Genomic DNA, 18,739 nt, shown 5'->3' on the forward strand with positions numbered 1-18,739 from the left:
GGTCTATGCCGGGCGCGCCGCTGTATGCTGAAATTCCGCACGATGGACGGTGTCGAGCACACTTTTCGGTGGTGCCCACGAGCGGGTGGCGCCCGTCGAGGTCTGGCAGCGCCTCGATCGTGCGACCGCCAAGATACCCCCGCCGATCCCGGGATCCGCGAGCCGGTCGAACCACAGCTGATCGGTCTGGACGCTGCCGTCGACCACGCTGGTGACATAGAACAAGGTCAGGTTGGGCGCGTCGAGGTTGACGATCTCCTGTAACGATGTAGCGACCGTGAGCTCGTCGTAGCCGTCGCGCCGGGCCTGTGCGGTGGCGGGTGATGCGGAGACGCGATCACGCAGGTCCAGGGTCCGGACTGGGGCCGCGATTGCATCGCCCGCGACGAGCAACAACAACGGGAAGACCAGGAAAACGCGACGAATTCGAGGCACGGCCGAGGATATCGGCTCGCAGTGTGACCGATCGCGTATGGTCGTCGCGCAGCCGGGGCTCGGCTTTGGCCCACACTCGTGGCATTGTTGCGCGGATGTCCAAACCCTGGCTGATCCCGCTGCTGTGTGCGTCACTCCTGTCCGCGTCGGCGTGTGCGGCCGTTGGCGGCGAGGCGCCCGATCCCAAAACCAATGACAAGGGCGACGGCGGGGCCAAGACCTCGGTCGAGCCCGAGCAGCCGCCGCCCAAGCTGGCGGTCGAGCTGGCGGTGGCCTCGGTGCAAGTGATCGAGGACTGTCCCGATCCTCCCGAGGCGGCCCCGACCGAGGCGGCCCCGACCCTCCGGGCTGACGAGAGCATGGCTCCCGGGGTGGCGAAGCCTTCCGCGGAGCCCGCTGCGGGGGCGGCCCGCAAGGCCGGCCCAGGCTTCGTCCAGCCTTGCACCCAGTCGACGATGCAGCTGACCCTGGCGGTCGAGGGCGACGAACCGCAGCAGGTACGGGTCGCCGCGATCCGGCTGCTCGACAAGCAGGGCAAGACGGTCGGCACGCTCAGCTCGCGCAAGCCGACCGCGTGGGTCGATCAGAGCTACGTACCGTGGGACGAGACCGTGGGCGCCGAGGAGGTCAAGGCCAGCTACAAGCTCTCGCTGCCCGACTGGAACGCCGTCGACGCGGCGATCGGTCAGCCCAGCTTCGGCTACATGTTCAAGCTCGAGGTCGACGTGGAGATCGCGGGTGAGCTCCATACCCTGCAGTCGCCGGAATTTCCCCGCGAGGAGCCCCACGTCATCGTGACCTGATGCGAGCGAGGATCGTCGCCGCCGCGCTCGCCTTCACACTTGGTTGCGGCGCCAACTCTAGCGAGCAGCCGGAGCTGGCTACGCGCGTCCAGGGCGACACGCCGACCGTACCGCGGTCGAGTCCGGCGAGCGCTGGGCCCGAGCCGTGGTCGGATCGCTGGCTCGAGCTCGAGGCGTCCCGCTACCTCGACGATCCCGAGTTTCGCCGGGCCGCGCTGCTGGCCTCGCTGCGCAACCGCGACAACCAGTACTCCCGCAAGCGCGTGGGCAGCTACGCGCTGGGTGATCGCGGCTGGGATCGGCTCCCCGAGTGGGTGCCCGCGGTCGCGCCGATCACCGACGCGGACCTCGCAATCCTTCGCGAGACCGGTGAGCTCCCAACGCCTGGGTCGGGCTCGCCGCTGTGGGATCGCCGTCGCCCGAGCGGGCTCGCCGAGTGGGTCGCGCTGGGCGAGCGGGTGTTCTTCGAGTATCCGCTGCGCGCCGAGCCGTTCGCCCACTACGCGCTGGCCAACCCAGACCTCGGCGAGGCCGTCGGGCTGCGAGCCGACGCCGACGGACGCTGGCCGGGGGTGGTCGCGTTCGCGGATCTCGATGGCCAGACAAAGGTGGGGATCACCTGTGCGCTGTGCCATGTGGGCGAGGCTGCAGGCGGGGACGCCAGCGATCCGATGATCGTGGGCCGGGCACGCCGTCGCCTCGACTATGGGCGCATGCGCCTGGCCTACTACCACGACAGCGAGACGCCGATCGATCCCGAGCTGGCCGCGCGCATGGCCAGCTGGGGCCCGGGTCGCGCCGACGTCACGGACGACGAAGACGCGGATCCGGTTGCGATTCCAGATCTGTGGCAGATCCGCGAGCTGCGTGATCTGACCCAGGCCGCGACGCTTCGCCACGAGCACCCCGCGGCCCTCGCGATTCGACAGGAGACCCAGCTGCTCCACACCAACGGCGAGCGAGCCCGGCCGCCGCGGGAGCTCGCGTGGGCGCTGGCCATGTATGTCTATTCGCTCGCGCCACCGGTCCGAGAATTACCGAGTGTGGACGACGCGGCCGTTGCCGCGGGTCGCGTGATCTTTGACCGCGAGTGCGCGCGCTGCCATCGTGACGCCACGGGCGCGGGGCCACCGATGTCAGCGAAGACGATCGGCACCGATCCCGCGCTCGCGTTTGGCCACGCTCGCGGCACGGGCGTGTACCGACCCGCGCCGCTCGTGCGCGTGGCCGAAGCGGGGCCCTATCTCCACGACGGCTCGGTCGCCTCGCTCGAGGAATTGCTGAGCACAGCGCGGCTCGAGCCAGACTATGCAGCGGGGGCGCGTGGACGTGGGCCGGTGGTCGGACATCGCTTTGGTACAGACCTGACCCCGCGCGATCGCGCGGCGTTGATTGACTTTCTCGCGACGCTCTAGAGACGAGGCGGTTGCCTCGCCGCGCTCGCTGGGGGCAAGCGTCGCGTACCGACACGCGGGCGTGCTGGCGCAGGATCCCGCGCGGGTGATCAGCTGGTAGCGATCGGGCTATTCGGCTATGCATGCCGACCCAAATGATCGAGGAGCGACAGAGCTTGCTGCTCGCCCAGAGTGAGCTGCTGCGCGGGCTCGGTGAGGCTGAGCTCGCCGCGTTCATGCAGCAAGTCACGGTCGTGGAGCTCGAGGCCTCGAACGCGGTCATCGTGCGCGAGGGTGAGGACGCCGAGAATTTCTACATGATCCTCGCGGGCGAGGCCGAAGTCCTCAAGCGCGAGAACGGGGGCGGGCAACAGTTTCCAATTGCGACTCTGGGTCCCGGCGAGCACTTTGGCGAGACCGCGCTGTTCGAACGGGTCAAGCGTACGGCGACGATCCGCACGCGCACAGCCATGACGCTCGCGATGCTCAAGACTCGTGAGGTCCGCGAGGCTCCGCAAGCGCACAGCTGGCTGCCCGGGTTCTTGCTCAACCTGGCCCGCGAGGGGGCCACCCGCCTCGATCGTCGGACCAGCCAGACCGTCGAGGGGCTGCGCGCCGAGGCCGACGGGGGCAAGCGTGGGGTCGCCCTCCATCGGTTTGTGATCACCGCAATTGCGGGCCTGTCGCTGTATGCGATCACCTCCGCGTTCGCGCTGCGCTCGGCCGCCACGGCGTCGCTCGGGCGTGTGCTCAGCAACACCATCTACCTGGGCCTGGGCGCTCTGCTGATCTGGATGATGGCGAAGCGCTCGGGATCGCTGCGCTTGTTTGGGGTGCGGCTGGCTGATGACTGGCGGGCTGAGCTGCGCGAGACCGCGGTCGCGACTGGGCTGTTGATCGCGCTGGTGACGGGGCTCAAGGTTGCGCTGATCCACATGGTCCCAGGGTTGTGGGGGCTCGAGCTGTTCAGGCCGCTCGATCTCGGGTTCACCGGGATCGTGATCGGGCTCGGCTATGTCGTGTTCTTGGCGCTGCAGGAGCTGTGTGTTCGCGGAGCGCTGCAGTCCTCGCTGGCGGCGGTGTTCGAGGCGGACCCGCGCGGGGTCACGCTCGCGATCGTGCTGTCGAACGGGTTGTTCGCAGCGCTTCACGCCCACGTCTCGCCCTACCTGGCGATCGTGACCTTCGCGGCGGGGCTGGTCTGGGGGGCGCTCTACGCCCGGCATCGTTCGCTGCTCGGGGTCGTGATCTCGCACGTGCTGGTCGGGATGTGGGCGCTGCGCGTGCTCGGCCTCGGCGAGCTGCTGCGCGAGTTCTAGAACATCTCCGCGCTGGACGCGCGATGCCCGCCGGCGCTGAACCTGAACATGCGCGCGCGCACGGAGGGACAGGTCATCGCGACATCGTTCTCCTGGTAGTCTCGACCCCGATGCGACCCAGGTGGCAGATCTGCGTGGGCGTCGCGCTGCTCACGGCGTGCGCGTCGCCCACGGACGACGCAGGCGACGCAGGGGACACTGGCACCGAGACGACCGACTCGACGGACTCGACGGACTCGACCGACTCGACCGGGGGCGAGACGCCCGAGTTTGCGGCCGAGGTCCAGCCGATCCTCGAGAGCGCGTGCCTGTGCCACTTCATGCCCGCCAACGGCGGCGACATGTCGGCGCCCTACCTGATCCTCAACGCGGGCGTGGGGCTCGGTGAGCTCGTCGGGGTCGACGCGGTGCAGCTGTCCAGCATGAAGCGCGTCGCCGCGGGGGACCCTGAGAACAGCTACCTGGTCCACAAGTTGCGGGGCACCCACGTCGACGTTGGGGGCCAGATGGGCACCGACCCGATGCCGCCGTTGCAGGCGCTGGACGAGGCCCAGATCCAGACCATTGAAGCGTGGATTGCCGGCGGCGCGCCGGGATGACGCGCGATCACGAAACGCATGAGCCTGACATGAACACAAGCATTCGATCCACCCTGAGTCTCGTCGTATCCCTTGGTCTGGCCGCCGCGTGTGTCGGCGATCCCCCCAGCGCGGACGAAGGCAATTCCACGACGTCGGCGAGCGCAGGCGAGACCGACGCGGGCGACGGCGACACGGGTGACGGTGACGGCGACGGTGACCCTGGTGACGGCGACGGCGACGGCGACGAGGACCTGCAGCGCTGGGAGATCCGCATGCCGGACTTCAGCCCGCCCTCGCTGTTTCCGACCTATTATTCTTGCTACACCCAGACCATCGAGGTCCCCTCGGATGTCCACATTGTCGGCTTCGAGCCCAAGGTCACCGACAATCACGTGCACCACTATGTCGTGCAGATGCTGGATGTGCCGACCACCGACGACCCCGCTGATCTGTGCGTGGAAGACCCGTGGGATGACATGATCTGGGGCTGGGCCCCGGGCGGCGAGAACCTGTACTTACCGGCAGAGGCAGGCTTTCGCGCGGGTCAAAACGGCACGGTCACCGTCCGCTTTCAAGTCCACTACGACAACCCGCTCAACCAGTCGTTCACGGACAGCGGTGGGTTTGACGTGCTGTACACGGAGAACCTGCGGCCCAACGACGCCGCGATCGCCACGTTTGGCGACATTGGCTCGATCTACATCCCCGCCGGGGAGGCCGCGCACGAGCACGTCGCAAGCTGCCCGAGCAACTTCACCGCCGCGAACTTTGGCGGCCCGCTCAACGTCATCGCCACCTGGCTGCACGCCCACGACATCGGCAGCGTGCTGTGGGGCGAGGTCGTGCCCGCTGGCGGTGGCGCGCCCTACGAGCTCGGGCGCGAGGACCCGTACTATTTCGACAATCAGACCTTCTCGTTGGTCCCGGCCAACACGGTGCTGATGCCGGGCGACGAAGTTCGGACTCACTGCGTGTACGACAACTCCGACGGCGTCAACCCCGTCGAAGGTGGCCCCGAGACCGCCGACGAGATGTGCATTAATTTCGTGCTGTACTATCCGAAGTCGGAGTCGTTCAACGAGTGCGGGCTGCTCTGATCAATTGAGCGAGCGATCGAGCCTTCGCATGGCCAAGTGGACGCACGCGCAGATCCCTGATCAGACCGGCAAGCACGCGGTCATCACGGGCTCGAACAGCGGCATCGGCTTCGAGGCCGCGCGGGCGCTCGCAGGCCGCGGGGCCGCCGTGGTGCTCGCGTGTCGCAGCGTGGCCAGGGGCGAGCAGGCCAAGGCCCAGATCCTGGCCCAGCACCCCAGCGCAAAGCTGGCGGTCATGGCCCTGGATCTGGCCGATCTCGACCACGTCCGGCAGTTCGCGGCGCAGCTCGGCGAGCGCCTCGACCACCTGGATCTGCTGATCAACAACGCCGGCGTGATGATGCCGCCCGCGAGCACGACCAAGCAGGGCTTCGAGCTGCAGTTTGGGGTCAACCACCTGGGCCACTTCGCGCTGACCGGCCTGCTGCTCGAGCGCTTGCAGGCCCGCCCCGGCGCCCGGGTCGTCAGCGTGTCGAGCCAGGCCCATCGGTCGGGGCGGATGAACTTCGACGATCTCGACTTCGAGGCCCGCGGTTATGATCGTATGGCCGCATACGGGCAGAGCAAGCTCGCCAACTTGTTGTTCACCTTCGAGGCGCAGCGGCGGTTCGAGGCCGCCGGGGTCGGCGTGCTCGTCGCCGCCGCGCACCCCGGCTGGACCCGGACCAACCTCCAGCAGCACTGGGGGCTCGCGGATCTGCTCAACCCGCTGCTTGGCATGGCGCCAGCCAAGGGCGCCCTGCCGACGCTGCGGGCCGCGACCGACCCTGGCGTGCGCAGCGGGGACTACTACGGCCCCCGCGGCCTCTACCAGATGTGGGGGTACCCCAAGCAGGTGGGCACGACCAAGGCCGCCCGCAGCCAGGCCGACGGTGCGCGGTTGTGGGAGGTGTCCGAGCTGCGCACGGGTGTGCGCTACCCCGCCGGTCCGGCTGCAATCCCCGGTCATTCTTCGTAGCAGCAGCCCCAGAACTGTGAGACGGTCGCCGCTACCCATGATGCGACAAATGGCTAAACCTTGGTTCGTTTCGGTCGAGTGCGTCCTCGGCCTGGCATTGATCACGCTCCCGTTCGGGTGCACCACCCCGCCCACTGCCGACGGCAACACCGCTGCGGAGGGCACCACCAGCAGCGGCGATGGTGACGGTGATCCCACTGGCGACGGCGACGGCGACGGCGACGGCGACCCTGCCGGTGACGGCGATCCGGGCTGCACCCCCGGCGCCTTCAACTGTGAATGCAACGGCGGCCTGTGTGACGAGGGGTTGATGTGTGTCGACGGCACCTGCGAGCTCGAGGGCCCGCCCGACTGCACGCCTGGCACGCTCGACTGCATGTGTGACAACGGCGCTTGCGCTGGCGGCCTCGAGTGCATCGCAGACATCTGTGGGTTCCCCGCGAGCCCCTATCCCAACTGTGGGTGGGACAACGGAAACGGCTGGAACGCGTGCGGCGAGGTCACGGAGAACCCAGCCGAGCCGCTGATGTGCCCCGAAGGTCTCGAGCCGGGCGGCGCGTGCCCGATGGGCCTCACGATCGTCGGTTGTTGTGACGAGAACGGCAACAACTGGTGGTGCGAGGGCGGCTCGGTCGCGTTCGACGACTGCGGTGGCGGAACCGGCGACGGGGACGGCGACGGCGACGGCGATGGGGATGGAGACGGCGACGGCGATGGGGATGGAGACGGAGACGGAGACGGCGATGGAGACGGCGACGGAGACGGAGACGGAGACGGCGACGGCGACGGCGACGGCGAGCCGTAGCCGCCGCTGAGCGGGGCTGTCTGCGGCCAGAGGGAACCGCAGACAGCCGGCCAACTCCCGTGGGGACGGTGGCTACTCCAAGGTCGCGCGCTCGCCCTGGACCACGTGGAAGCGATGCCCGCCCGGCAGCATGAGCTGCTGGGTGGTCAGATCGCCGTCGGGCCAGCGGATCTCGATCTCGGCCGCACACGCGTCGCCCAGGCCAAAGTGCAGGACCAGATCATCTTGGGCCCCGTAGTGCCCGTAGCCGCCGCCGACCTCCTGGGTCTGGGTCACGCCGTCCGCGGTCACGCGGACCCGAGCACCGATCGCGGCCCGGTTGGCGGTCACGCCCTCGAGCTTCAGCTGGATCCAGCTGCCGCCGTCGCCGTAGACGTTCTCGAACATGCGGATCGCCGATGTCGCGTAGCAGTCGTTGGGGGCGTTGGCGTCACACCGCGAGCGCGAGTGCCCGACGATCAGATCCAGGTCACCGTCGCGGTCGAAGTCCGCGGTCACGACCCCGTGCGAGCGGTTGTGCTCGAACGCGTCGGCCGTCGAGACCGGCTCGAACTGCAGCACGTCGCGCTGGTGAAACAATAGGCCGCGGTTGCCAGCGTAGTCGGAGGCGCCCACGTACACGTCGCGCCAGCCGTCGTTGTCGAAGTCGAGGGTGGTCAAGCTCATGTGGCCCTCGTCCCAAGACGCGCCCGTCACGTGCTCGACGGTGATCCCCATCGCGTCACGACCCGGGCGCTCGAAGCTGACGTCCTGCGCCCCCGTGTTGATCAGCGCCTCGCTCATGTCCGAGCCAAGCCCGGCCCACCAGTGGCGGATCTCCCCGGTGTAGAGATCCATGTCGCCGTCGTTGTCGAGGTCGGCGCAGGCCGTCGCGCCGCTGTTGCCACCGAGGCGGAAGGGCTCGCGGTCGGAGCTGTGATTCCAGTTGGGCGTGCCGCAGTTGATCGCCGGGGCCGGGACGCCCGCGCAGTCCTCGGCCATCGGGTTGGACTGGCAGTAGCACCGCGCGAACTGGTTGCTCTGCCACTCGTAGTTCTCATCGCGGGCGTACCCGGACTCGACCCCGCGCGCGTCGAAGGCCACGAACCCGGTCTCCTGATCCAGGCGGCCCTGCCACAGGTGGTTGGTCGAGCGGCCGTACGAGCCGGCCAGCAGCTCGGTCCAGCCATCGCCGTTGAGGTCGCAGGCCAGCGCGCTCCAGGCCCGGCTGTGGACGGCGCCAGAGTTGAGCTCGGCGATCGTGGCTGCGCCGCTGGTAGCGAGCCCCGAGCCGCTGGTGGCCTTGACGAAGCCGCCGTCGCCCGTGCCGTAGTACAGCTCGTCCTGGATCCCGTGCTCGGTCACCCAGATGTCCACGAACCCGTCGCGGTTGGCGTCGATGAACGACGCGCCCGCGACGATGTCTTCGCTGGCCGCGTGGCGTAGATCGCTGTCGACGCTGGCGAGCACGAAGCTGCCGTCGCCCTGGTTGAGCATCAGCTCGCTGGTCTCGCCGAGGCTCGCCATGGGGTCGGAGGTGGTGATCCCGGTGAAGATGTCGAGGTCGCCGTCGTTGTCGACGTCGGCCGAGGCGACGATCTCTGCCGGGCGCCCGATCCCAGTGGCCAAGGCCTGGCGCGGGGCGAGCACGCCAGAGTCCTGGGTGACGTCTTCAAACCCCTGACCGTCGGCGTTGCGCAGCAGCCAGGTGTGGCGGGTGTCGGTGTTGAAGTCGTCGCTGCGGGTTCCACCGCGGCGCACGAACAGATCCGGCCAGCCGTCAGCGTCGAGATCCGTCACGCTCAGGCGCGTGCCCTCGACCCCAGCGAGACCCCACGCCTGCGTGACCTCCGTGAATGCCTGGGTGCCCGGGCTCCAGGCTGGCGCGGCGCCGCAGGTGGGCTCCACGCAGGTTCCGCTGGGCTCGTCGCAGTAGGCGTCCTCGCCACAGATCACGCCCTCGGGCGTGCCGCAGTGGCACTCGCCATCTTCGCCCGCGATCAGGCCGGCGTCGCACACTGGCTCGCCAGCGGTCTCGGTCCCGGCGGTGTCCGATGTGTTGTCACCACCACCATCTTGGCTAGCAGGCCCGCCACACGCGAGCGTGAGCAGGGGGACACATGCGAGATAGAGCCGTCGAAATGACACACCAGATGATACCATCTGCGCCGTATTCGAGTGTGAGCCTCATCATGAAATTGCCAAGCTTTACCGTGCTCTCCATTGCCTCGTTCTTGTGCGCCTGCGGGACCAGCCGCGACGACGGCGGGACCACGGCCGCGACCTTGGGTGAGACCAGCCTGGGCACCGCCGACAACGGCGAGAGCACCAGCAGCGGCGACGCCAGCTCGGGTCCGGGGGACGGCGACGGCGACGGCGACGGCGACGGCGACGGCGACAGCGATGACGGCCCGCTGCTCGACGTGGTCGGCAGCGCCGACGGCAACGAGACGAGCTCCGAAGCTGGGTGCGAGAAGGTCGACTTTCTGTTCGTGATCGACAACTCGGGCTCGATGACCGAGGAGCAGATGGCGCTGGTGACCTCGTTCCCGGGCTTCATCTCGACGATCTCCGACACCTTGATGGCCCAGGACTACCACCTGATGGTCACCGACACGGACGCCGCCTCGGTCGGCGCGTCGAGTGTCAGCATCTCCAACAACACGATCATGTGCGAGCCCCACCCGACCTGCTGTCAGGGTGCCTGCAACGGCGTCGGCGGGATCGTCATTCAACCACCCCCGACCATGTGTAACGGGGAGTCCTGCGACAATTTCCCGCTCCCGACCGGGTGCGACGCGGAGATCGGCGCGGGCAAAGATCAGGATCAAGCGGGCGACGCGTGCGGCATCGCGGGCGGGCTGCGCTACATGCTCGATAGCCAGCCCAACCTCGAAGACACGTTCAGCTGCGCCGCGTTGGTCGGCGCGGGCGGTGACGGGCTCGAGCGCCCGATGGACGCGATGATGGAGGCGATCAGCACCCAGAGCGAGGTGGGTGGCTGCAACGAGGGCTTCTTGCGCGACGACGCCGTGCTGGTCGTGACCGTGATCTCCGACGAGGACGACGTCGACCAGTCAATGGGCGACCCCGCGAGCTGGAAGCAGTTCTTGGTCGACGCCAAGGGCGGCAACGAAGAGGCGATCGTCGTGCTCGGGCTGGTCGCCGACGGCGGCGTCATGGGTGGTCAGTGTGCGCCCAACGAGGACGCGCCGACGCTGCGCAGCTTCGCCGAGTCGTTTACCCATGGGCAAGCGGGGAGCGTGTGTGCGGCCGACTACGCGCCCTTCTTCGCTCAGGCCGTCGCCGCGATCGACACCGCCTGCGACGAGTTCGTCCCGGTCGAATAGGGGGGCTGTATATGAGCCCCACAGGCGGCTTGGCACTTCGCGGTCACTCGCTTCGCTCGCTCCCATCGGGCTGGTTGTTTGCGACCGCATGTGTGGCCCCCTGGAAGGGGGCTGTATATGAGCCCCACAGACAGCTTGGCTTGTCGCCGGCTGCAGCCGCTGACCCGCGAGCTATTGTGGGTATTGCCGAGACCGCGCACCCTGCACTCATTTACGTGCGTCACCGGGTGTCATCCAGGCCAAGGCTTTGGAAGCGTGAACCGAACCCTCAGCGGCCAGCCCTATCGAAGGTACAACGCTGGTAGTATCTGGACATGCGCACCCGCGTGAACCTTCGATATCAACGAGTGCGCTGGTCCTGCCTCGCGACCCTACCCACCGTGCTGTTGCTCGTGAGCAGCTGCGTCGCCGACGGGGACGATGTGGGTGATAGCGGCGACACTGGCGACACCGGCGACACCGGCGACACCGGCGCTACCACCAGGGTCGTCGAGGTCACCCTCGGTGCACGACACACGTGTGCGCGGCTCGAGTCTGGCGTCCTCGAGTGTTGGGGAGCCGACGGCGCTGGCCAGCTCGGCAACGGCGAGCCGTTTGCAGACAGCGACTACCCCGTCCCGGTCACGGGTCTCGAGGGTGTGATCAAGCAGCTCGCGTCGGGCAGCGCTCACACCTGCGCGCTGACCGAAGACGGCGTGATCTCATGCTGGGGGCTGGACATCGCTGGCCAACTCGGCGACGGGCCCGGGTACGTCAATCAGGCCGCGCCGAGTCGCGTCGTGCTCGACGCCGAAGCCCGCAGCGTTGGCACGGGCTCGCTCACCACCTGCGCAACCACAGACACGGACGCGCTGTGCTGGGGAAGCGATTGGTTTGGCCAGGTCGGCGACGGCGAGGGGCGGATCAATCCCAGCACACCGGCCTCGCTCACCAACCTCGCAGGTCAGCCGCAAATGGTCGACTCCGACCAGCGTGTCAGCTGTGTGTTGTTCGACTCGGGCGAGGTCCAGTGTTGGGGGCAGTGTTGGTTTGGCACCCTCGGCAACGGCCTGTCACAGAGCCTCGACTGCACATCGGTCGAGGCCCCCGACGCCCTGGTGCAGCTGTCCGGTCCGGCCCAGGCGATCGCCGTTGGCGACCAACATGCGTGCGCGCTGCTGAAGTCGGGGGACGTGCAGTGTTGGGGCGCCAACGGGCTCGGGCAGCTCGGAGTCGGGGAATCCGACGGCGCGGACATCCCCGTCGACGTCGCTCTGCCTGCGGCCGCGACGAGCCTGGTCGCCGGCTCGAACTTCACGTGCGCCCTGGTCGAGGGCGGAGATGTCTGGTGTTGGGGGGAAAACCGCGACGGTCAGCTGGGGATCGGACAATTCGGCGAGCCGCACGCTGTGCCCGAGAAAGTCTTGGGTCTCGTCAGCCCGGTCACAGCGATCGCCGCGGGGGGCTGGCACGCCTGCGTCATCCTCGAAGAAGGTTACCTTCAATGTTGGGGAGCCGATCACCGCGGTCAGCTTGGTGACGGGCCCCCCCACGAGAACCGCAGCGTCCCGGTGAACGTGCGGGGATTGGGGGAGGGCCGCGACGGCAGCGTCGACCCCGACAATGCGGACCTCGGGCACATCATCTGCGAGCAGGCCGACCCCGGCCTGGATACGCCGGCCAAGCTCGACGCGCCCGTGGTGCACTGGAGCACGATCGACGCCGAGGGAGAGGTGTTTGAGCTGTGTGAGCTCGCGGGCAAGCCGATCCTCCTGGATGTCTCCGCCTCGTGGTGCCCTCCCTGTCAGGGCATGTCCGCGTGGCTGGCGGACCAGACCTACAGCGACACACTGCCACCCTGGTCAACGTTGCGCGTCATGGTCAACATGCAAGCGCTCCACTGGGTGACGATCCTGATTGAAGGCCCCGAGAGTGGTCCGCCGACGGTCGCGGACGCGGCCAACTGGGATGCCGCCTACCCCAACGAGAACGTGCCGGTTGTCATTGATGTGAGCCGCGATATGCCGAGCCAGTTCTATGTCTCGGGCTATCCTGGTTTTGCGTTGATCAGCTCGTCGTTTCGCTGGGCTGCGATCGACGACACTACGCTGTTGATCGCCGGGGAGAAGTACGGGCTTTGACGTCGTAGGTCGTGGCTGCTCGCTCACCGTGCGAGAGCCGGGTACTGTTTCGACCCCACCAATGGGCCCTAACCGCTGATCTCCCAGATCGGCAAGCCGGTGACCGTCATCGTGGAGCCGTCGTCGTAGTTGAGCTGCAGCTCCGCGCCTTTGAGATTGGGGTACTCGAAGTCGACCTCGACCACGGTCCCGGTGCTCGGGGTGTTCATGGCGGCGACGATGTCACCTCCGAGGGAGATGACGCTCGAGTCGTGGTTGGTGTTGTAGACGATCAGGTAGGCGTCATCGATCGCTAGCCCGACGGCCCATGGCACGAGGGTCATGCCCAAGTAGGCGGTGTGCTGGCCAGGTCCCTGGACATCCTTGCCCGCCGTGCAGTTATCACACGCTGGCCGCGTGGGGGTCGGGTTGACCATGGCGTCCGTCATATCGAAGCCTAGCGGGAAGGCGTTGTTGAGCGGACCGGCTGCGTCGCCGAGATCAAAGCTGAACAGATCGGCCTGCAGGTCGGCCGCGGCGGCGATCCCCTGGACCCTCTCGCCGATGAACTCGTAGGGAGCGGGGTAGGGCATCGAGCAGGGCACAGTGATGCTTTGGTCGAGGAGCTCCGCTTGGATCGCCATGCAGATGTTGACCATCTGCATGGGCTGACCCGCGTGCACCCCGGCGTCCGCGTTTCGGCTGAGCTGGATGCCGGAGTCGGCGATCGAATCGCTCAACTGCACGGGGCTGAGCGCGGGGTCGAGCCACCACTCGAGGGCCGAGGCCGCCGACACCACCGCCGTCGAGACCGAGGTCCCGGTGAGCATGAAGCTATCGATGGCGAAATTGTGCGCGGCGACGCCGTTGGCGGTGATCTTGGTCTGCGAGCCAGTCCAGCGGCCGTTGGGCAGTGGATCGCCCTTGGCATCGACGCCGCTGATCGCGTTGGGCTGCCAGCTGTCGTAGTCGGTCAACCAGCCGTCATAGCCGTAGACTGTGTCGAGCACGTTCGGGCCGTAGCCCATCGCGACGCACTCGGCCTCGCTGGGGGCAGGGAACGCGTCGTCGAGGTTGCCGGGGAACAGCAGCCCATCTGGAGCTTGGCCCAACACGACCTCGTGCGGGAGCGCGTTGCCGCCGGCGATGTTGACCTGGATCCCGAGGCAGGCCAGCGTCCGCATCGCGGAGAGCAGCACCTGGGTGGCCTCGGAGGCGTACGCCTCCACGCTCAGCGGGGGACCGCCGAGCGACGCGTTGACGATCGATCGCGTGTGGTTCAAACCATCGTTGCCCTGAAGGTGCAGCGCCGCTGCGGTCATGAACGCGACGCTGAGATCAGGGGCGGTACCTTTGACGCCTCCGCCTGGGTGGACGACGCTCACGTCGCCATCCATGCGCGGGAGCCCGACGATCGGAATGATGTCGATCGCCTGCTCGGCGCCCTCGGTGAGGAGCTCCAGCAGGCGGGCGAGGTTCTCGCCGTGATCGTCCATGGCCGGGAGGTTGGGCCCGGCCCAGTTGTCGACCAGGAAGATGTCGACGTCGTGGCCGCTGGCCAGCGAGAGCGTCGCCGGGGTCACGCGGCCGACGGAGTCCATGAAGATGTTGGCGAACTGCGACTCGAGCTTGAGGTTGTCGCCCAAGCCGCCCATTGGCATCGCGCTCAGGCAGCTGACGCCAGCGGTGCGTGGACTGGAGATCGCTGGGCTCGTGTCCATCGCTTCCACCAATTCGTCGTAGTAGTCCGCGGCGTCCTCGTCGGCCACGTTCTCGTCGAGGACGTACTCACAGTAGGTGAGGAACGGGTCACTCGACGCGATGACGCCTTGCAGCTCGACTGGGAGCTTGTCCTGGAAGCTCGTCGCCGTCCAACCGATCGGGAGGCCGGCGAACGCACAGACCGTGGCCGGGCCCCGGCGCGCGATCACGGGAAGCCGACCTTGGGTAAAGCACGCGTTGCGAGCATCGGCTGGCAGGTTGGTCGGCGACCAAGCCTGCTCGGCCTCGGGTCCCGCCTCGCCGTTGGCGATGGATTCGACGGGCGTGGGACCGACGGCCTCGTGGGTGACGTCGTCGTCGAGAAGCTCTGGCTGGGTATCGTCGAGGTCGCAGCCACCAAGGAGCAAAGAGCCCAGGATCAACCAGCTCGAGTAGTTCACGCGGTCGTTCATCATGCTAATTTTCCTTCGCACGCAGGCGTGGTTCCAAGCCACCCGCGTGGGTTCACGCGGGAGTCGAATTTTAGCCATCTTGGCTTGCGAGTTCGCGCACAACCTGACGAGCAGCTATGATGGGCGTGGAAATTCGATGGTGTTCAGTCACCGACACGACGAGACCGGTGACGTGGGGACGGATCCAAGTGAGGACGGGCTCGAGGGACTCCATGCGGGGCTGAACATCCGGGGGTTGGACGACGACGTTCGCCGGGCCGAGATCCAGGCCAAGTTGTTCGGACTTCCGCTCGAGCCGGTCAAGATCGGCCGCTTTGCGATCCTGCGTCGGCTCGGGGCTGGCGGCATGGGGGTCGTCTACGTCGCCTACGACGAGCGCCTCGATCGTCGTCTCGTCGTCAAGCTCCTGCGCAATGGGTCGACGCCTGAAGCGGCGGCTCGCCTCAAGCGCGAGGCCCAGGCCATGGCTCGGCTCGCGCATCCCAACGTGATCACCGTCCATGAGGTCGGGACCCATGCGGGCCAGGTGTTCGTGGCGATGGAGTTGGTCGAGGGCGGCGATCTGCGAGCTTGGCTCGACGCCGCGCCGCGGCCCTGGCAAGCCGTCGTCGAGTACTTTCGCCAGGCCGCCGAGGGCCTCGTCGCCGCCCACGCGGCGGGTATCGTGCATCGCGACTTCAAGCCCGACAACGTGCTGATCGGCGACGACGGGCGCGTGCGCGTGGCTGACTTCGGCCTCGCGCATGACTCGCTCGAGCCTCCGCAAGCCTCGGCCTCGCCGAGCAACAAGCTCGAGGTCGCGCTGACGCGGACCGGCGTGCTGGCGGGCACGCCCGCGTACATGCCTCCAGAGCAGTACGCGGGCGCTCGCACCAACGCGCGCAGCGATCAGTTCAGCTTCTGCGTCGCGCTGTGGGAGGGGCTGTATGGCCAACGACCCTTCGTGGGCCAGGACCTCGGGGCGCTGTCCAACGCGATAATCAGCGGGGCGCTGCTCGAGCCACAGGACGACCGTGGGGTCCCGCCGTGGCTGCGAGCGGCGGTTGAGCGGGGGCTGGCGACGGACCCGGACCAGCGCTGGCCATCGATGCGGGCGCTGCTCGACGAGCTCGGCAACGACCCGCGGCTTCGCTGGCGACGCTTGGGGATCGGGGTCGGGTTTGGGCTTGGGCTCGTGGCGCTGATCCTGGTCGGATCGCTGGCCGTCCGCGAGCTGCGGGAGAACGCGCGGCAGCGCCGAGTCAATGAGCTGACCGAGGACCTGCTCGAGCTCGAGCGCGAACGAGGGCTGCGCCAGGCCCAGCACGACGCGTCGCAAGCTCGGGACGCGACGCGCATGAGCGTGGTCCGCAGCTATGAGCCGAAAGCAGCGAGGCTCGAGCGGGCGCGCGCAGACCCAACCGTGATCGCCACGCTGCTGCGCGAGGTCGAGGGTGAGCTGCGCGAGGGCTCGGAGTGGCTGTCGGCGGCCAATCGGGTGCTGGGCCGTCCGCTCAGCCGCGCGGTCTTGCGTGGCCACCGAGGCGAGATCAGCTCGCTCGTCTACGCACCCGATGGCGCCTGGCTGTACTCCGCCTCGACGGACGGACAGGTGTGGCGCTGGGACCTCGCCAGCTTTCGAGGTGGGCCGATCGTCCACCACGCGGGCGAAGTCACCCGGCTCTCGCTCAGCGATGACGGGCAATGGCTGGCGTCGAGCTCCGAAGACGGAAGCGTGCGGCTGTGGTCGGCGCGGACCGAGACGGCGCGGGTTGTCGCGCAGCACGAGGCGGGCGTCCGCGACGTGGCGTTCGATGCTACGGGGCGGCGGTTGGCGACGGCCTCGGCTGACGGGACGGCGCAAGTGCATGCGCTCGACGGCGGCGAGACCTGGGTGCTGGACGCCCACGCGGGCGTCGTGTTGGCGGTCGACTTCGACCCAACAGGCCGCTGGCTGCTCACGGGCTCGAGCGACGCCAACGCGCGGCTGTGGGCGCTCGACGGTGAATCGACCGACCCGATCGACGTGCTCGAGGGCCACACGCAGGGCGTGTACTTCGTCGAGCTGTTGTCGGTGCAGCGGGCTGTGACGGCGGCGGACGACGGGACCGCGCGGCTGTGGACGCGCGCAGACGAGCTGACGACGAGCGTCGTGGTCGCGCGCCACCCCGAGGCGATCGCGGCGTTGGATGTGTACGGCGAGCGGGTGGTGACGGGGAGCCTCGATGGGAGCCTGCGAGTCGGCTCGCTGCAGCCGCCGCACGCGTCCGTGCCGCTGCGGAGCCACGCGGACCAGGTGTGGAGCGTGGCGTTCCTGCACGCAGGCGAGCAAGTCGTGAGCGCGTCCTTCGACCGCAGCGCCCGGGTCAGCCGCGCGGACGGGCAGGGCCAGCCGGTCGAGTTCCTGGGTCACCGCGGACCCGTCTATGTGCTGGCGCCCGATCGCGCGGGGCAGACCTTCGCGACGGGCTCGTACGACGCGGAGATTAGGTTGTGGGAGCTGCAGCGACCGCGGCTAGCGACGGCGCTGCTCGGCCACCAAGACACCGTGTTCTCGGTCGAGATCGACGGCGCGGGGACGCGAGCGGTGACGGCCTCGCACGACGGGACGGCCCGGGTTTGGAGCGTGACGGAGGGGATCTCGCTCGCGCTGCTCGACGATCGCGAAGATCGGAGCCCTGAGGATCTCGCGCTCAACCACGCAGTGCTCAGCCCGAGCGGCGAGCAGGTCGCAACGGCCCGCAACGACGGCGCCGTGTCGCTGTGGAGGGTCGAAGACCAGACCCAGCGAGAGCTCGGCGACATCGGCGACGGAGCTTGGCGCGTGGCCTTCGATGTCGAGGGCCGGCAGCTCACGGCGGGCTCGAAGACAGGCGCGGTGCAGGTCTGGGATCTGGCGAGCGCCGCGGAGCCGCTGCGCTTGGCAGGGCACGAGTCGTTCGTATCGGCGGTGGCGTTCGACGGGACGACGCGGGTGGTGACGGCGTCATGGGACACGACGCTGCGCGTCTGGGACAGTTCGAGCGGCGCGCTGCTCGACACCCTGCACGGGCACGACGCGAAGATCTACGCGCTGGCGAACAGCCCCGACGGGCGCACCTGGGCGACCGGGGCAGAGGACGGGACCGTGCGGCTATGGTCGTCGGGGCTGGGGTCGGGGCTGGGGTCGGGGTTGGGGGGCGAGTCGCGGGAGCTGGCGGGCCACGACAAGGCGGTGTGGTCGTTGGCCTTCGACGCGACCGGGCGTCGGTTGGTCACCGGAGGCTACGACGGGCGCGCGGTGGTCTGGAGCGTGGAGGAGGGCCAGCCGCTGCAGTGGCTCGAGGGCCACGAGGGCAAGGTGTGGGACGTCGAGTTCATCGCGGACGAGCGCGTGGTGACGGCCTCGGGGGACGGGACCGTGCGGGTGTGGTCGCTGGGCACGAACGCGCCGCCGCTGGTGCTCGCGGGGCACGAGTCCGATGTCCAGAGCGCGGCTGTGGGGCTGGGAGGCCGGCGCTTGATCTCGGCGTCGGCCGACGGCACGGCCAAGTTGTGGCGCGTCGACTTGCTGTCCGCGGATCCACAGTGGTTGCTCGAGCAGCTCTGGAACGCGACGAGCGTGTGCCTGGACGTGGATCAGCGCCAGCGCGAGCTCGGGGAGACCCGCGAGATGGCCGCGGCCGCGGCCCAGGTCTGCGCCAGCACGATCGCTGACGGGTCCGTGGTGAATTCGAATTGAGACGTACGAACTCGCCGGTGTGCGTGAGTGCATCGACGAACGCGC

General features: G+C 68.4%; 13 protein-coding genes. 10 read left to right on the forward strand and 3 right to left on the reverse strand.

All coding sequences use genetic code 11. From position 1 onward, the window contains the following. Positions 1-3: 3 nt before the first annotated feature. Complete coding sequence (locus tag ENSA7_RS05605; protein ID WP_146157367.1) at positions 4-435, reverse strand: hypothetical protein; 432 nt, start codon at positions 433-435, stop codon at positions 4-6. 95 nt (positions 436-530) lie between these two features. Between ENSA7_RS05605 and ENSA7_RS05610 the strand changes: the two genes are divergently transcribed. The 7 genes from ENSA7_RS05610 to ENSA7_RS43235 all read left to right on the forward strand — a co-directional run bounded on the left by ENSA7_RS05610 (position 531) and on the right by ENSA7_RS43235 (position 7,392). Further along, positions 531-1,238: a hypothetical protein gene (locus tag ENSA7_RS05610; RefSeq protein WP_106088156.1), complete on the forward strand. Its 708-nt coding sequence runs from the start codon at positions 531-533 to the stop codon at positions 1,236-1,238. Continuing rightward, positions 1,238-2,653 carry a cytochrome c family protein gene (locus tag ENSA7_RS05615; protein ID WP_106088157.1) on the forward strand — a complete coding sequence of 472 codons (1,416 nt, stop codon included), beginning with the start codon at positions 1,238-1,240 and terminating at the stop codon, positions 2,651-2,653. Before ENSA7_RS05610 ends, ENSA7_RS05615 begins: the two co-directional genes overlap by 1 nt. 122 nt (positions 2,654-2,775) lie before the next feature. Further along, a complete protein-coding gene (locus ENSA7_RS05620; RefSeq protein WP_106088158.1) occupies positions 2,776-3,951 on the forward strand; it encodes a cyclic nucleotide-binding domain-containing protein in 1,176 nt (391 codons plus the stop codon). A 110-nt stretch (positions 3,952-4,061) separates the two neighbouring features. Beyond that, positions 4,062-4,550 carry a hypothetical protein gene (locus ENSA7_RS05625; RefSeq protein WP_106088159.1) on the forward strand — a complete coding sequence of 163 codons (489 nt, stop codon included), beginning with the start codon at positions 4,062-4,064 and terminating at the stop codon, positions 4,548-4,550. Between the two features lie 29 nt (positions 4,551-4,579). After that, a complete protein-coding gene (locus ENSA7_RS05630; RefSeq protein WP_181233221.1) occupies positions 4,580-5,629 on the forward strand; it encodes a monooxygenase in 1,050 nt (349 codons plus the stop codon). Positions 5,630-5,657: 28 nt separating this feature from the next. Continuing rightward, positions 5,658-6,587 carry an oxidoreductase gene (locus tag ENSA7_RS05635; RefSeq protein ID WP_106088161.1) on the forward strand — a complete coding sequence of 310 codons (930 nt, stop codon included), beginning with the start codon at positions 5,658-5,660 and terminating at the stop codon, positions 6,585-6,587. Between the two features lie 49 nt (positions 6,588-6,636). Further along, positions 6,637-7,392, forward strand: a complete 756-nt coding sequence (locus tag ENSA7_RS43235) for a hypothetical protein (RefSeq protein ID WP_181233223.1) — start codon at positions 6,637-6,639, stop codon at positions 7,390-7,392. A 72-nt stretch (positions 7,393-7,464) separates the two neighbouring features. Here the strand turns inward: ENSA7_RS43235 and ENSA7_RS05645 are convergent, their stop codons facing one another. Continuing rightward, complete coding sequence (locus tag ENSA7_RS05645; RefSeq protein WP_181233224.1) at positions 7,465-9,519, reverse strand: CRTAC1 family protein; 2,055 nt, start codon at positions 9,517-9,519, stop codon at positions 7,465-7,467. A 44-nt stretch (positions 9,520-9,563) separates the two neighbouring features. Here ENSA7_RS05645 and ENSA7_RS05650 point away from each other — a divergent pair, with 44 nt between their 5' ends. Together ENSA7_RS05650 and ENSA7_RS05655 are read left to right on the forward strand one after the other, a co-directional pair. Then, a complete protein-coding gene (locus tag ENSA7_RS05650; protein ID WP_146157368.1) occupies positions 9,564-10,721 on the forward strand; it encodes a hypothetical protein in 1,158 nt (385 codons plus the stop codon). Positions 10,722-11,035: 314 nt separating this feature from the next. Continuing rightward, positions 11,036-12,841, forward strand: coding sequence for a hypothetical protein (locus ENSA7_RS05655; RefSeq protein WP_146157369.1), 1,806 nt, complete (start codon positions 11,036-11,038; stop codon positions 12,839-12,841). A gap of 68 nt (positions 12,842-12,909) precedes the next feature. Here the strand turns inward: ENSA7_RS05655 and ENSA7_RS05660 are convergent, their stop codons facing one another. Beyond that, positions 12,910-14,994, reverse strand: coding sequence for a S8/S53 family peptidase (locus ENSA7_RS05660; protein ID WP_106088165.1), 2,085 nt, complete (start codon positions 14,992-14,994; stop codon positions 12,910-12,912). Between the two features lie 139 nt (positions 14,995-15,133). Between ENSA7_RS05660 and ENSA7_RS05665 the strand changes: the two genes are divergently transcribed. Beyond that, the gene (locus ENSA7_RS05665; RefSeq protein WP_181233226.1) at positions 15,134-18,694 is read left to right on the forward strand and encodes a WD40 repeat domain-containing serine/threonine protein kinase; all 3,561 of its coding nucleotides are present in this window, start codon (positions 15,134-15,136) and stop codon (positions 18,692-18,694) included. Positions 18,695-18,739: the final 45 nt, after the last annotated feature.

The organism is Enhygromyxa salina (assembly GCF_002994635.1).
GTDB classification, from domain to species: Bacteria; Myxococcota_A; Polyangia; order Nannocystales; family Nannocystaceae; genus Plesiocystis; species Plesiocystis salina_B.